Annotated in this window: 14 protein-coding genes; 6 read left to right on the top strand and 8 right to left on the bottom strand. The window is 62.2% G+C overall.

Annotation, left to right across the window (positions count from 1 at the left end; translation table 11 throughout):
• Window positions 1-3: 3 nt before the first annotated feature.
• The 5 genes from dnaA to AC04SI_RS02345 form a co-directional block, all read right to left on the bottom strand.
• Window positions 4-1548 carry a chromosomal replication initiator protein DnaA gene (gene dnaA / locus AC04SI_RS02325; RefSeq protein ID WP_040582979.1) on the bottom strand — a complete coding sequence of 515 codons (1545 nt, stop codon included), beginning with the start codon at window positions 1546-1548 and terminating at the stop codon, window positions 4-6.
• 844 nt (window positions 1549-2392) lie between these two features.
• Entirely contained in the window at window positions 2393-2659 is a 267-nt protein-coding gene (gene rpsT / locus AC04SI_RS02330) for a 30S ribosomal protein S20 (RefSeq protein WP_404275314.1), read from the bottom strand.
• A 148-nt stretch (window positions 2660-2807) separates the two neighbouring features.
• Window positions 2808-3581: an enoyl-CoA hydratase gene (locus AC04SI_RS02335; RefSeq protein WP_404275315.1), complete on the bottom strand. Its 774-nt coding sequence runs from the start codon at window positions 3579-3581 to the stop codon at window positions 2808-2810.
• A gap of 46 nt (window positions 3582-3627) precedes the next feature.
• Window positions 3628-4518, bottom strand: a complete 891-nt coding sequence (gene mutM / locus AC04SI_RS02340; RefSeq protein WP_404275316.1) for a bifunctional DNA-formamidopyrimidine glycosylase/DNA-(apurinic or apyrimidinic site) lyase — start codon at window positions 4516-4518, stop codon at window positions 3628-3630.
• Complete coding sequence (locus AC04SI_RS02345) at window positions 4502-5749, bottom strand: phosphopentomutase (protein WP_404275317.1); 1248 nt, start codon at window positions 5747-5749, stop codon at window positions 4502-4504. Before AC04SI_RS02345 ends, mutM begins: the two co-directional genes overlap by 17 nt.
• Window positions 5750-5884: 135 nt before the next feature.
• Here AC04SI_RS02345 and AC04SI_RS02350 point away from each other — a divergent pair, with 135 nt between their 5' ends.
• Window positions 5885-6874 (top strand): phosphate/phosphite/phosphonate ABC transporter substrate-binding protein, encoded by a 990-nt coding sequence (locus tag AC04SI_RS02350; RefSeq protein WP_404275319.1) that lies wholly within the window; start codon window positions 5885-5887, stop codon window positions 6872-6874.
• Between the two features lie 24 nt (window positions 6875-6898).
• On the opposite strand, the gene AC04SI_RS02355 is transcribed toward AC04SI_RS02350, so the two are convergent.
• The 3 genes from AC04SI_RS02355 to AC04SI_RS02365 form a co-directional block, all read right to left on the bottom strand.
• On the bottom strand, window positions 6899-7519 hold the full coding sequence (locus tag AC04SI_RS02355; protein WP_488473892.1) for a TadE/TadG family type IV pilus assembly protein: 621 nt from the start codon (window positions 7517-7519) through the stop codon (window positions 6899-6901).
• A gap of 37 nt (window positions 7520-7556) precedes the next feature.
• Complete coding sequence (locus AC04SI_RS02360; protein WP_404275321.1) at window positions 7557-8147, bottom strand: TadE/TadG family type IV pilus assembly protein; 591 nt, start codon at window positions 8145-8147, stop codon at window positions 7557-7559.
• 144 nt (window positions 8148-8291) lie between these two features.
• Complete coding sequence (locus tag AC04SI_RS02365) at window positions 8292-8714, bottom strand: pilus assembly protein N-terminal domain-containing protein (protein WP_404275323.1); 423 nt, start codon at window positions 8712-8714, stop codon at window positions 8292-8294.
• A gap of 355 nt (window positions 8715-9069) precedes the next feature.
• On the opposite strand from AC04SI_RS02365, the gene AC04SI_RS02370 reads away from it, so the two are divergent.
• The 5 genes from AC04SI_RS02370 (at window position 9070) to AC04SI_RS02390 (ending at window position 13219) form a co-directional block, all read left to right on the top strand.
• On the top strand, window positions 9070-9240 hold the full coding sequence (locus AC04SI_RS02370) for a Flp family type IVb pilin (RefSeq protein ID WP_404275325.1): 171 nt from the start codon (window positions 9070-9072) through the stop codon (window positions 9238-9240).
• 172 nt (window positions 9241-9412) lie between these two features.
• Window positions 9413-9931 carry an A24 family peptidase gene (locus AC04SI_RS02375; RefSeq protein WP_404275326.1) on the top strand — a complete coding sequence of 173 codons (519 nt, stop codon included), beginning with the start codon at window positions 9413-9415 and terminating at the stop codon, window positions 9929-9931.
• 191 nt (window positions 9932-10122) lie between these two features.
• Complete coding sequence (gene cpaB, locus AC04SI_RS02380; RefSeq protein WP_404275329.1) at window positions 10123-10935, top strand: Flp pilus assembly protein CpaB; 813 nt, start codon at window positions 10123-10125, stop codon at window positions 10933-10935.
• Window positions 10932-12464 carry a type II and III secretion system protein family protein gene (locus AC04SI_RS02385; RefSeq protein WP_404275331.1) on the top strand — a complete coding sequence of 511 codons (1533 nt, stop codon included), beginning with the start codon at window positions 10932-10934 and terminating at the stop codon, window positions 12462-12464. Before cpaB ends, AC04SI_RS02385 begins: the two co-directional genes overlap by 4 nt.
• A gap of 14 nt (window positions 12465-12478) precedes the next feature.
• Complete coding sequence (locus AC04SI_RS02390) at window positions 12479-13219, top strand: CpaD family pilus assembly protein (protein ID WP_404275333.1); 741 nt, start codon at window positions 12479-12481, stop codon at window positions 13217-13219.
• Window positions 13220-13223 lie beyond the last annotated feature (4 nt).

Consider the following 13223-nt stretch of genomic DNA (forward strand, 5'->3'; position numbering starts at 1 on the left):
CGATCAGGCCTGGTCGTTGATCAGCCTTCTCAGCAGTTCCAGTTCCTGCGCCAGCGTGTTGTCGTTGCCGGAAAGATCCTCGATCTTGCGCACCGCATGCAGCACCGTGGTGTGGTCGCGCCCACCGAAACGCCGCCCGATCTCCGGCAGCGAACGCGGCGTCATCACCTTTGACAGGTACATGGCGACCTGCCGCGGCTTGACGATGGTGCGCGTGCGCCGATTGGACAGAAGCTCGGTCTTCGACACGTTGTAGTGGCGCGCCACGATGCGCTGGATGTCCTCGATGCGCACCCGCTTCGGCTCGCCCGAACGATAGATATGGCCGAGGATCTCGTCGATGCGGTCGATGCTGATCTGCGGCTCGAAGGATTGGCGGAACAACAGCTGGTTGAAGGCGCCTTCGAGTTCGCGCCCGCTGCCGGTCACCGTGCGGGCGACATGGTTGAGGATCTCCTCCGAAATGTCGAGCGAGGCGTCATCGACCTTGGCGGTGGCAAGGCGCAGCTTGAGCATGCCGATCCGCATGGCGAAGTCGGGCGCCGACATTTCGAGCGCAACGCCGCCATTGAGACGGGAGCGCACGCGGGGCTCCAGCGATTCCAGCTCCGACGGCGGCCGGTCGGCGGCAACCACCACCTGCTTGGCGCTGTCGAGCAGCATGTTGATCAGATGGCAGAATTCATGCTGGATCGACTTGCCCTGCAGGAACTGCATGTCGTCGATGATCAGGAGGTCGATGTCGCGCAGCTGTTCCTTCAGCGTCAACGCGTTGTTGTCGCGGATGGCGGTGGCGAAGCGCCACATGAAATACTCGGCCGTCAAATAGACGACGCGCGACTTCGGATTGTGCCGCAGGGATTCGGCCGCGATCGCCTGCAAAAGGTGTGTCTTGCCGAGCCCGACCGTTGCATGAAGGAAGAGCGGATTGAAACGCACCGCGCTCGACTGCGATTCCGCAACAGCCTTGGCGGCGGCAAAGGCCACCCGGTTCGACGGACCTTCGATGAAGGAGCCGAAAGTGTAGCGTGGGTCGAGCGGGGAACCCAGCACATTGTGCCGGTATTCTGCTTCGATGGGCGTGCCCTGGCGCGGCGCCGGCGCCCGTTCCACCCTGCCGGGCCCCGCAGTGCCGGCTGCCAGCGTCGTCTGCGTCTGCCTGGTCATCTTGCGCGCCGGAACAGCCTCCGGCTCGACGCCGTTGCGTCCCTGGCGCGTGGCGGTGCGCACGACGATCTCGATCTTGAGGATTTCGGGATCCTCGTGCTTCCACAGCTCCGCGATAAGGTCGAGATAATGGCCGTTGATCCAGGACCGCAGGAAGGCCGTCGGCACGGAGATGCGCACAATGCCACGGGATGCTTCGGCAACCTTCATGCGACCGAACCAGCTTGAATAGACCTCGACTCCGAGACGTGCCTTCAGCTGGGTCTTGACGCGCTCGAACTTCTGTTCCGCGTCGCTGGAAGCCGCCATGCTGTCCCCTCCGACAAATGTTGCTGGGAATGGGAGTTCGCTCGTTAGCTCCCTTTCGATGCCGCTCTGCATGATCGAGTTCCTTGTCCTTTTGTACCCTTTTTCCGCCGGGGATGCGCCTCCTGCATCCATGTTTCCGGCGACCGTATCTTCGCTGCGACACCACCGCCGCCGCCGGCAGGTGAATGTCGCCTCGTCACAAAGGGACCGGTGCCGGCTCTCGCAAGCCGGGCCGTCTCGACACCAGGGCAATACAATGCCATCCGGCGAAAACGCCGGCGCCATCGACCTGCCATGTACAGTTACGCCAGTCCCCTACCGCCTCGAAAAGACAAATCGAACCCGTTCGCGGAATTGATCCACGTCATGAATTCTGCCATTTTGTGCTGGCCAATTCAGGCTGGGTTGAGAGCCAAGAGCCCGTCCCTTCGATGGAGGGACATTACCGAAATCGCTGTGGATAGGGCAAGGCCACGACTAACCAATTTTTAACGAATCTGGTTAGCGGAGACGGGTTCGGAGCAGATGCCGCAACGGCACATTTTGATAAAGCCATTGTGATTCAAACCCTTTTCCCGCGAATATGAAAACGGCCACCCGACGCGAAATTTTCTGAAATAATTCTCTTGACAGCAACTTGTCCCCCATCGCCCGGACGCGATGTGAACAAGCTGTGGATCACCATCTGCAAGTCTTTGAAAAATATATGGAATTTGTGTCAGCCCAAATTGCCGACCCTGCCACTTTCGGCATAACCGGGTATCAGCGCGCATGTATATGCCGGCAAACCATTCCGGACTTTGAAATCCAGGCCAGACGCGCTTTGCGGGCGTTCTTTTTAAGTACTTGCCGGCAAACGAAAAAACCCGGCGCGATGCGCCGGGTTTGAACAAGCCAAGTTTAGTTAAATGTAATATTAGGCCGACAGCACCTTGAGGCGGTGGGCCAGGCGCGACACTTTGCGGGATGCCGTGTTCTTGTGCAGCACGCCCTTGGTCGCGGCGCGCATCAATTCCGGCTCCGCGGCCTTGAACGCGGCAAGTGCTGCGGTCTTGTCGCCGGCGGCCAGCGCCTCTTCGACCTGGCGGACATAGGTGCGCACACGCGAGCGGCGGTTCTTGTTGATCGCTGCGCGGCGGACGATCTTGCGCGTTGCCTTTTTGGCCGAGGAGGTATTGGCCATGATGCCTCTCTTCTGATCTGGTGGGCGCATGCGGGCTGCCGCAGGGCGCAAAAAACAAACGGGCAGCCAAAGGCCGCCTCGGTTGGAGCGGCTTATAGTTCAGCTTTTCCGGCGCGTCAACGCCGCTTGGCCTTCTTTTTGACCCCGCTTAGCGGTTGGTGAAATTCGGCTTCCGCTTCTCGGCAAAGGCGGCCATGCCTTCCTTCTGGTCGTCCAGCGCAAACAGCGAGTGAAACAGGCGCCGTTCGAAGCGAAGCCCTTCGGCAAGGGTCGTCTCATAGGCGCGGTTGACCGCCTCCTTGGTCATCATCACCGACGGCAGCGAAAACTCGGCGATCTTGCCCGCCGCCTTCAACGCTTCCTCGACAAGGTTGCCGGCGGGCACCACCCGCGATACCAGGCCGCAGCGTTCGGCCTCCGCCGCATCCATCATCCGCCCGGTCAGGCACATGTCCATGGCCTTCGACTTGCCGACGAAGCGGGTCAGCCGCTGCGATCCGCCCATGCCGGGCATGACGCCGAGCGTGATCTCGGGCTGGCCGAACTTCGCATTGTCGGCCGCGATGATGAAATCGCACATCATTGCCAGTTCGCAACCGCCGCCAAGCGCATAACCGGCGACCGCGGCGATGACAGGCTTTCGCGTGCGCGTAAGCTCCTCCCAGCCGACGAAGAAGTCCTGCACATAGGCGTCGACAAAGGCGATCGCCTGCATTTCCTTGATGTCGGCGCCGGCCGCGAAGGCCTTCTCGGAACCGGTGATGACCACCGCGCCGATCGCGGCATCGGTGCCGAACCCGTTCACAGCCGCCACCACCTCCGCCATGACCTGGGAGTTCAGCGCGTTGAGCGCCTTGGGTCGGTTCAGCGTGATCAGCCCGACCTTGCCGCGCGTTTCCACGATGATGGTTTCATAGGCCATGGCTTCGCCTCCTCGTTCCGGCCGATAGATGTCGACTGGTCCTAGCTTACCGCTGACAGGTCCGGCAATAGAAGGTCGAGCGCCCGCTTTGCACGATGCGCTCGATTTGGCCGCCGCAGCCGGGCGTTGAGCATGGTTCGCCTTCCCGGTCGTAGACCGCGAAGGAATGCTGGAAATAGCCCAGCGAGCCGTCCGTCTGCACATAGTCGCGCAGCGACGATCCGCCGGCGGCGATTGCATCGGCGATGACTGAACGGATCGCCCCGGCCAGGCGTTCGCTCTGCCCCGCCGCCTTCTTTCCAGCCTTGGCGATCGTGCCAGATTCACGCAGCGGCGACAGGCCAGCGCGCCACAGCGCCTCCGACACATAGATATTGCCAAGTCCTGCGATCAGCCGCTGGTCGAGAAGCGCGGCCTTCAACGGCGATCGGCGGCCTTCGAGCAGCGAGGCGAGCAGAACGCCGTCCAGCGTATTGCCGGTCGGCTCGACGCCCAGCCCGGCCAGCATCGGATGCGTGTCGGGCGTCCCTTCGGCAAACAGCATGAAGCCGAAGCGGCGCGGGTCGTTGAAGATCACGCGCGAGCGGGCGCCTTCGGCGGAGGCCACATCGAACACGACATGATCGTGCGCAGCGCTTTTCGAACGCTCGTGGTGGAATACACCCGGGATATCGCTGCCATCTGATGTCTCGATGCGGAACGAACCCGACATGCCGAGATGGCAGATCAGCACCGGCCCACCATCGATATGCATGGTGAGATATTTGGCCCGCCGGCCGAGGGCGGTGATGGTCTTGCCGGTCAGCCGCGCGGAGAAATCCCTGGGAAACGGGAACCTGAGATCGGGCCGGCGTGCCTCGACGCGGACGAGGCGGGCGCCTTCCAGAACCGGTTGCAGGCCGCGCCGGACCGTTTCGACTTCAGGCAATTCGGGCATGGCCGCCTATCGTCGCATAGAAAGAAGTGCCGTGACGGCCACGCGCCAGCCCGAGATGTTCGGCGACGGTTTCGCCAATGTCGGCGAAGGTCGTTCTGAGCCCGATATCGCCCCCTGTGAGCCCCTGTCCGACGCCGATCACCGGAATGCGTTCGCGCGTGTGGTCGGTGCCGCGCCATGTCGGGTCGTTGCCGTGGTCGGCGGTGAGGATGAGCAGGTCGCCCTGTTTCAGTTTGGCAAGCGCCTCGGGCAGGCGAAGGTCGAAGGCTTCGAGTGCGGCCGCATAGCCGGCGACGTCGCGGCGATGACCGAACTCGGTGTCGAAATCGACGAAATTGGCAAACACCAGATCACCGTCGCCAGCGTCGTCCATCGCACCCAGCGCCTTGTCGAACATCGCCATGTTGCCGGCGGCCTTGCGCACTTCGGAGATGCCGCGATGCGCGAAGATGTCGCCGATCTTGCCGACCGCGATGACCTTGCTTCCGCGTTGCGTCAGCCGGTCGAGCAGCGTTGGTTCCGGCGGCGGCACCGCATAGTCGCGGCGGTTGTAGGTGCGCTCGAAGGTAGCGACGGTTTCCCCGACAAAAGGCCGTGCGATCACCCGGCCGATGTTCAGCGGATCGACCAGCCCGCGCACGGTCTTGCAGAACTCGTAGAGCCGCTCCAGTCCGAAATGCGCTTCGTGCGCAGCGATCTGCAGGACGGAGTCGACCGAAGTGTAGCAGATCGGCTTGCCGGAGCGGATATGCTCCTCGCCGAACCGCTCGATGATTTCGATTCCCGCCGCATGGCAATCGCCCAGAATGCCGGGCACCTTTCCTTCCCTGATCATCGCCTCGGTCAGGGCAGCCGGAAAAGCCGGCACCGTCTGAGGAAAATGGCCCCAGTCGAAGCGCACCGGCAGGCCGGCGATTTCCCAATGACCCGAGGGCGTGTCCTTGCCGCTCGAGACCTCCTGCGCCGCGCCATGAATGGCCGTGGCAAGCGGGATCTTGCTGCCGTCGAACCGAAAACCGGTCGCGGTTTCCGCCGCGCGGGCAAGCCCGAGCGAGACCATGTTCGGCACCGCGAACGGCCCCTTGCGCAGGCCTTCGCGATCCGCGCGGCCCTGCGCGCAGGCCAGGGCGATGTGTCCGAACGTATCGGCGCCGGCATCGCCATAGCCTTCGGCATCGGCGGCGCCGCCGATGCCGAAGGAATCGAGAACGAAGAGGAAAGCGCGTGCCATCGAATGGGATCGTGTTGCCTGTCTGCGGTCCCAGACATAGGGTTCCACATCGCCATTGGCAATTCGGAAACCAAACGGCAACGGCTTGGACGCGATAGTCGGGGCGAGACCGGATGCCGAGCGGGCAGGGCAGGGATGAGACATGGTGGCGCATTTTCGGCGAGGCCCGCCTTGAGGGCATGCGCGGCCGCGTTTGCGTTGCTTGCCGCATCATGGCCGAACGCGGCGCGTGCCGACTGGCGCGACGACATCGGCACGTTCCGCATCGGCATCGTCGCCGAACCCGGGGCCGGCAACACCGTTCCGGGCCTGGCGCTGCTGACGGACGCCTATACCAAGGCGCTCGGCATGAAGGTGGAATTTGTCGTCGCCCGCGACTACGCGGCGCTGATCGAGGCGCAGGCAAGCGGCCGGATCGAATACGCGGTCTATTCGGCGACGGCCTACGCCACCGCCCAGCAACGCTGCGGCTGCGTCGAACCTCTCGTGGCGCCGGTCGATGCAGACGGCGCCATCGGCATCCGCTCCGTCCTCGTGACGCGCGACGGCAAGGTTCCGGATCTTGCCGCCATGGCGACGCACCGGATCGCGATCGCGCCTTTCGCCAGCATCGGCGGTTCTCTGTTGCCGTTAGCCGGGCTCAAGGCGGATGGCGTCGAGCTCAGCGAGGATGCGCCATATCTGATGCGCGCCGCCTCGGCCGCCGCGGCCGAAACGATGCTCATCGACGGCCAGGCCGATGCCCTGTTCGGTTGGGTGGAAGCTATGGCGGACGGCCAGCCCGCGACCCCGGACGGCCAATCGGCGGTCCCGGACGGCCAACTGGCTGACCCAGGCGGCACAGTGGCCAGGCTTGAGGCGGCGGGTCTTTCGAAGACGGAACTTCAGGTCGTATGGACGTCCGGCTTGCTCAGATACGGCCCGCATGCCGTCCGCAGCGACCTCGACCCCGAGGCCAAGCGCCGGCTCACCGTTTTCCTCACCAACCTCAAGTCGATGACGCCTGATGTCTACGATCTGCTGGAGGCGGCGCACTCCGGCGGGTTCGCCGTCGCCTCTTCGAAGGACTATGCGATGGCTGCGGCCATCGTCCAGTTTGTGTCAGGCAAGAACGGCCAGCAATGATCCTTGGCGCCCGACCGCGCCCACTCAGCAGTCGCCGCAGGGGATCGTCGTGCTGCGGCGGGGGCGCAGGTAATAGGTCTCGCCCATCGATATCTTGTTGAAGGCCGAGGTCAACCCAAGACGTTGCTGACCGTCCGCGGACCAGGTGATGACCGGCTCGTAGGCAAGATCGCTTTCGACACGAATAAGAAAAGTGCCTGCAACCTTCAGCGTGGCTGGAACCGTGGTGGTGGTGCCCTCGACGGCATCGACGGCCGCGGTGCCATCGGTGAGCTTGCGCGACCACACGACCTGCACTTTCGGGGCAGCATCGCTCGTGACCTCTATCGCCGTGATGACGATCTTCGGGGTCGAGCGGTTATAGGGCTGCAAGGTCGATGTGCCGATCTGCATGATCGCATCGAGATCCGCTTTGGTGATCGTATTCTGCTGCGTGACGAGATCCGCCACCATGCTGCCGATGCGACTGACCTTCTTGCTGGTCTCGATGGCCTGCGAAGCCTCCATGGTCACGAAATACATGACGAGCAGGACAGGCACGATGAAGGCGAACTCGATGGCCGCGACGCCGCGGCGATCAGCGCAGAACCGCATCGCTCTCGTCCAGACTGCTGAAATCCCCCGGTGTGCCCCCGCACGAAACATGCCTTTACCCCCGTTTTGCCAAAGCAAGCCTGCAATCTCAGTTGTCGAACGGCTCGTTCTGCCAGGTCACCGATGCGAAATGCAGCGTGGTGCCGTCTTTGAAATTGGCCATCGACTTGGCCATGAAATCGGTCATGACAGGCCATTTGTAGAAAACCCGCAGCATGTTCTTCGATTCCGCCAGGCCGGGAGTGATGGCGAAGCTCGTCGCATTCGTGCCGTTCTTCAGCACGATCACGTCGTCCACGATCTTGAAGCTCGCCTTGGCGGCGTCGGCAAAGGTCGGATATTCGCGCAGATCCACCAGCAGTCCCGGGCAGGTCTTGGCGACCATGATCTCAAGCCTGCTGCAGATGAGGTCCCGCAACTTGGTCCCGGCTACGTCGGCCGGCCTCAATTGGCCGGTGCGCAACTGGCGGGCGACATCGTCCGTGGCGTTGGCCATCACTTCCTGTCCGGCAAACGAGATGCAGCTCTCGAGGACGGCAAAGACGAGAAGGGCAAACGGCAGGGCAAGCATGGCAAATTCTATCGCCGTGCTGCCGCGCTTGTCGCCAAGGAAACGGGAGCGGAACCATGGCCGTCTGGTGCTGCAATTGCCGTCTTCGGGTGCCGGATCCCTGCTCATGTCCCGTTCCTGCCGATGCTTGTGCGGTGTCGGCGGGCACATTAGCCAAGACCCATTGAAACCCGGTTTGGATGACCGCTAAATTCGTCGAGACGGCCTTAACCGGCCGCTAACCGTGGCGCCAAGTGCCGACAGCCGGGACGCTCAGTGGCCGGCGCTCATCTCGGCTTCCGAGGCCTTCTCGCTGTCGCTCTTGTAGGAGCTTTCGCAATAGGGCGTGCAGGACATGGTCTGGATTTCAGAGCGCCTGTAGATTCTGACCGAAGACGCGTCCTGCCGCACGACCGTGACCTGTTCGTCGATGATCGGGCTGCCGTCCTGATCGAGGACAACCAGGTTGGTGACGCCGAATCCTTTGCCGGTCAGAACGATAGTCGAGGCATCCTGAACGGCGGCGTCGGCGATCGCCGGATTGCCGACGACGATGGTGTCGGCGGCGCGCGACAACTTGACGATCTTCGCCTGGTTCATCGTGACTTCGATACCGGATCCGGCCTTGGCCGGCATGACGAAGGCAGAGGCGGCGAGAAGCGCGACAACTGCAAATGACGATCTCGACCCGGTCATCAGGACGCTCCAAGGCGGCAAACTGTTCAACGGAACATGAACGAGATTGGTGAACCAACAGTTAAACCTGGGCTGGTCGCGATAAGGATTGGTGCGCCGAACTCACGGCGCGCTACAGCCTGCGCTGTTTTAGCAATACTGAAGGTGCGCCTATCTCCGCCCTTTCTAGCCTGCCGGTCCACTTTCCCGGCGTTTAGCTCACGGTTAACCACGCAACGGGTTCGGTGCCGGAAAGGAATCGGTAAGGGTGTTTATTAAGCCGATCGAAAGAGCTTCTCCCTAGATTGGCAGCATCCGATCAACCAGCAAGAGAAGTTGACGGAAGTGCTGTAACACGTGGAGTAGGAGCTCTCGAATGTCTAACCTGATCGCACGTTTTGTGAAGGACGAATCCGGCGCGACCGCCATCGAATATGGTCTGATCGCTGCTCTCATCGCGCTCGCCATCATGGTCGGCGCTGGCGCCCTCGGCAATGCTCTGAACGCCAAGTTCGCGAACATCGCCGCGGAAATCAACGGTTCGTAATACCGAAGCAACCTGGTTGCTTTCAATCAAGGGCCGCCTCACTGGCGGCCCTTTATTTTTATAGTGTCTGCATCCCGTGATGTGTGGCGATTTTGAAGGCCCGGCCTCATCAATCGTTAATCGAACATGCCTAGGCTGCTTCCAGGTACATTTGACCACAGGCGCCGCGCCCATGCTTGAAGCCCTGATCTTCGTCGTCTTTCCGTTCTGCATGCTTTTCGCCGCGATCTCCGACACATTGTCGATGACAATCGCCAATCGCGTGCCGGTGCTGCTTGTGGCCGTCTTTGCCCTGGTCGCGCCGCTGACGGGTATGGATTGGGCAACCTATGGCTGGCATTTCGCCGCCGGTGGTCTGGTGCTGGCCGTGACCTTCGGTCTGTTCGCGCTCGGCGGCATGGGAGGAGGCGACGCCAAGCTGCTGGCCGCCACCGCTGTCTGGATGGGGCTCAACATTCACCTTGTCGAATATCTCGTGGCCTCGACGATCATCGGCGGCCTGTTGACGATCGCCATCCTCGTCTACAGGAAATCGCCGCTCGCCACCTATACGGGCCACAACCCGTTCCTGCGCCATTTCGCCGACGAGACGTCCGGCGTTCCTTATGGCATCGCGCTCGGCATCGGCGGACTGCTCACCTATCCGGACTCGCCGCTGATGGTGTGGGCGCTGGCAAGGCTGGCGGCTTAGCCATCTTTTCAGATTTCGCTTTCGAAGAGGCGGCCTGGCCGCCTTTTTCGTATGCGGGAAGCGGTTCGTTCTAATTTATGTAAACGTTAAATTAATCACGATCGTAAGCATTACATTAACCTTGTTTTGACGATTGCGGCTGCAAAGTCCCCCCTGGCTAGGTGGTTTGCCAAAGGCGAGGGTTCGGACAGATGCCAGCATCCCGACTGATCATTCTGAGCGTGGCGGTGGCCGCGGCGGGTGGTGCAGGATATGTGGCGAAGAACATGGTGGCGACTCCGCCGCCCCAGGTCATCGTCGATTCTCCGCAGGCGCCGGCCATCGCGCTGCAGGACGTGCTTGTCCTGTCGGGCGATGTCGCCATGGGCACCCCGCTTGAAAACAACATCAGCTGGGAGTCGTGGCCGTCCAACGGCATCAATGCCAATTTCATCACCCGCGCTGCGGAGCCCGATGCGGTCGAGAAGCTGAAGGGTTCCGTTGCCCGCGTCGCGATGTTCACCGGCGAGCCGCTGCGGCGCTCCAAGCTGATCGGCGAGGGGCAGAGTTTCATGTCGTCGATCCTGCCCTCCGGCATGCGTGCCGTTGCGACCGCGATATCGGCCGATACGTCCGCGGGCGGCTTCATCCTGCCCAATGACTTCGTCGACGTCATCATGACCCGCCGCTCCGATACCGGGAGCGGTGGCAGCGGTTTCACCACCGAGACCATCCTGAAGAATATCCGCGTTCTGGCGATCGACCAGACCATCCAGGAAGATGAGGAAGGCAAGAAGACCAGGGTCGGCCAGACCGCCACGCTGGAACTGACGCCACAGCAGGCCGAGATCATCACGGTCGCCCAGCAGATGGCGGATCGCCTGACCCTGGCGCTGCGCTCGATCACGGACAGCCAGGAAAAGAATTTGGGCGAGGCTGACTATCTCGTTTCCGGCAACGGCCGGCGCGGAACGGTGCGGTTGATCAAGTCGGGCGAAGTTTCCGAAGTGGGAGCAAGGAAATGAGGCTAAACGGTAAACTGCCGTTCGCGATGGCGGTGGCAATCGGCCTGTTCCTGGCCGGCACGAACGCGCCTGGCCTTGTCGAAGCGAAGGCTGCGAACAGGACAGCCGGCGTGACGGCGTCCGTTGCCACGCAGCGCGTCAAGCTTGGCCTCAACAAATCGGTGGTCATCGACCTGCCGAGCGACGCCTATGACATCCTCGTCGCCAACCCGGCGGTCGCCGATGCGGTGACCCGCACGGCACGGCGCATCTATCTGTTCGGCAAGTCGGTCGGGGAGACCAACATCTTCGTCTTCGGCCCCAATGGCGAGCAGATCGTCAGCCTGGACCTGGCGGTCGAGCGCGATGTCGCCGGACTTGAGGACTATCTCAAGCGGTTCATTCCGTCGTCCGAGATCAAGGTCGAACTGCTCAACGACAATGTCGTTCTGACCGGAAGCGTCGATACCCCGCTCGACGCCAAGCGCGCGGTCGACCTGGCAACCATCTTCGTGTCCGGCGGTGAAGCGACGACCGGACAATATTCACAGACCGCCGCCGGCGGTTCCGCCAATGGCGGTGTCGACATCAACAATCCGGACGCCGAGCGCCGCGTCTCGAAGATCGTCAACCTGCTGCAGATCATCGGCGATGATCAGGTGACGCTCAAGGTGACCGTCGCCGAAGTCAGCCGCTCGGTGATGAAGCAGCTTGGCGTCAACATGGTCGGCAATGGCGGCAGCAACGGCATCAGCTATCGCGGGATCAGTGACAACTTCACCGGTCTGGGTAAGGTGCTTTCGCATTCAGGATTTAACTTCGCGAGCGGGCCGGGCGCCAACCCGCCACTGCAAGCCTACATCAACGCCATGGAACAGGCCGGCGTCATGAAAACGCTGGCCGAGCCAACCTTGACCGCCGTCTCCGGCGAGAAGGCGACCTTCAAGGTCGGCGGCGAATACAACATAGTGCAAAGTCAATCCGCGCCAGACAGTAGCGGCGCGATTACCTATACGACGGAAAAGATCGACTATGGCATCGGCCTTGAATTCCAGCCGGTCGTATTGTCGCCCGGGCGCATCAGCCTGAAAGTAAGGACGTCGGTTTCGGAACCGACGACGGAAGGATCGGTATCGCTGTCCGGCGGCGTGTCCGCCCCGGGCATGAATGTACTATCGCTTCGCAAGCGCCTGGCCGATACCACGGTTGAACTGCCTTCCGGCGGTTCGATGATGATCGCCGGCCTCGTCCGTGATGACATCAGGCAAGCGGTAAACGGTTTGCCTGGGCTGACAAAGATTCCGGTGCTCGGAGCCCTTTTCCGCAGCCGGGACTTCGTCCGCAATGAAAGCGAACTGGTCATCATCATAACGCCCTATCTGGCGCGGCCGGTGGCGCGCAACGACCTCGCCAAGCCGGACGACAATTTCAACGCGCCGAGTGATGGCGCCGGCATGTTCCTTGGCCGCGTCAATCGCGTCTACGGCACGATGCAGACCGACAAGCCCAACGGCCGCTACCACGGCGTTGTCGGCTTCATCTACAAGTGAGCGGGGAAGCGGACATGTTCCAGTCAGCATCGAAGGCCATGATGATCACCGCCGCAGGGTCCGGCCGCAAGCGGATCCACCGGACGGTCGTTCCGGCCCTGGCGGTCCTGCTCGTCGCATCGCTTGCCGGCTGCGCCAACCTCAAGCGCGACAGCGTCACGGTCGGCGCCATTCCGGACGACTATCGCACCAACCACCCCATCATGATCGCCGAGAAGAACCAGAAGATCGATCTTCCGGTCGGCGCCGGCGACCGCGGCATGACCGGGTCCCAGCGCGACACGCTGCTGGGCTTTCTCGACGGCTATGACAGGAGCGCTGCCCCGGCGCTGACGATCGCAATCCCGGTCGGCTCGGCCAACGAGATCGCGGCGGCCGCAGCGGGACGCGATTTCGCCAGATTGGCGGTCGCCAGCGGCATAAAGCGGAACCGGATCGTGATGACGTCCTATCAGTCCGTTTCCGTCGAAGCGTCGGCGCCTGTGCGCGTCGCCTACATCTCGGTGAAAGCCCAGACCGACAAATGCGGACGCTGGCCCGACGATCTGCTGCAGACGTCGGAAAACAAGCACTATGCCGATTTCGGCTGCTCGTATCAGAACAACCTGGCCGCCCAGATGGCCAATCCGGCCGATCTGCTCGGCCCGCGCAAGTCTTCCGATATTGATGCCGAAAATCGCAGCGCGGTGATCGACACGTACCGCGGCAGAGGCATTTCGGACGAGTTCCTGGGCAATTCGGAAGTGACCTACTGAGCGG

The organism is Mesorhizobium sp. CNPSo 4689 (assembly GCF_057784325.1).

Coding starts and splice junctions, on each gene's coding strand:
- AC04SI_RS02355 (WP_488473892.1), bottom strand. CDS start 7,519: ATGTTTCGTGCGGGGGCACACCGGGGGATTTCAGCAGTCTGGACGAGA.
- AC04SI_RS02375 (WP_404275326.1), top strand. CDS start 9,413: ATGCTTGAAGCCCTGATCTTCGTCGTCTTTCCGTTCTGCATGCTTTTC.
- dnaA (WP_040582979.1), bottom strand. CDS start 1,548: ATGCAGAGCGGCATCGAAAGGGAGCTAACGAGCGAACTCCCATTCCCA.
- rpsT (WP_404275314.1), bottom strand. CDS start 2,659: ATGGCCAATACCTCCTCGGCCAAAAAGGCAACGCGCAAGATCGTCCGC.
- AC04SI_RS02390 (WP_404275333.1), top strand. CDS start 12,479: ATGTTCCAGTCAGCATCGAAGGCCATGATGATCACCGCCGCAGGGTCC.
- AC04SI_RS02385 (WP_404275331.1), top strand. CDS start 10,932: ATGAGGCTAAACGGTAAACTGCCGTTCGCGATGGCGGTGGCAATCGGC.
- AC04SI_RS02345 (WP_404275317.1), bottom strand. CDS start 5,749: ATGGCACGCGCTTTCCTCTTCGTTCTCGATTCCTTCGGCATCGGCGGC.
- AC04SI_RS02365 (WP_404275323.1), bottom strand. CDS start 8,714: ATGACCGGGTCGAGATCGTCATTTGCAGTTGTCGCGCTTCTCGCCGCC.
- AC04SI_RS02350 (WP_404275319.1), top strand. CDS start 5,885: ATGAGACATGGTGGCGCATTTTCGGCGAGGCCCGCCTTGAGGGCATGC.
- cpaB (WP_404275329.1), top strand. CDS start 10,123: ATGCCAGCATCCCGACTGATCATTCTGAGCGTGGCGGTGGCCGCGGCG.
- AC04SI_RS02370 (WP_404275325.1), top strand. CDS start 9,070: ATGTCTAACCTGATCGCACGTTTTGTGAAGGACGAATCCGGCGCGACC.
- mutM (WP_404275316.1), bottom strand. CDS start 4,518: ATGCCCGAATTGCCTGAAGTCGAAACGGTCCGGCGCGGCCTGCAACCG.
- AC04SI_RS02335 (WP_404275315.1), bottom strand. CDS start 3,581: ATGGCCTATGAAACCATCATCGTGGAAACGCGCGGCAAGGTCGGGCTG.
- AC04SI_RS02360 (WP_404275321.1), bottom strand. CDS start 8,147: ATGAGCAGGGATCCGGCACCCGAAGACGGCAATTGCAGCACCAGACGG.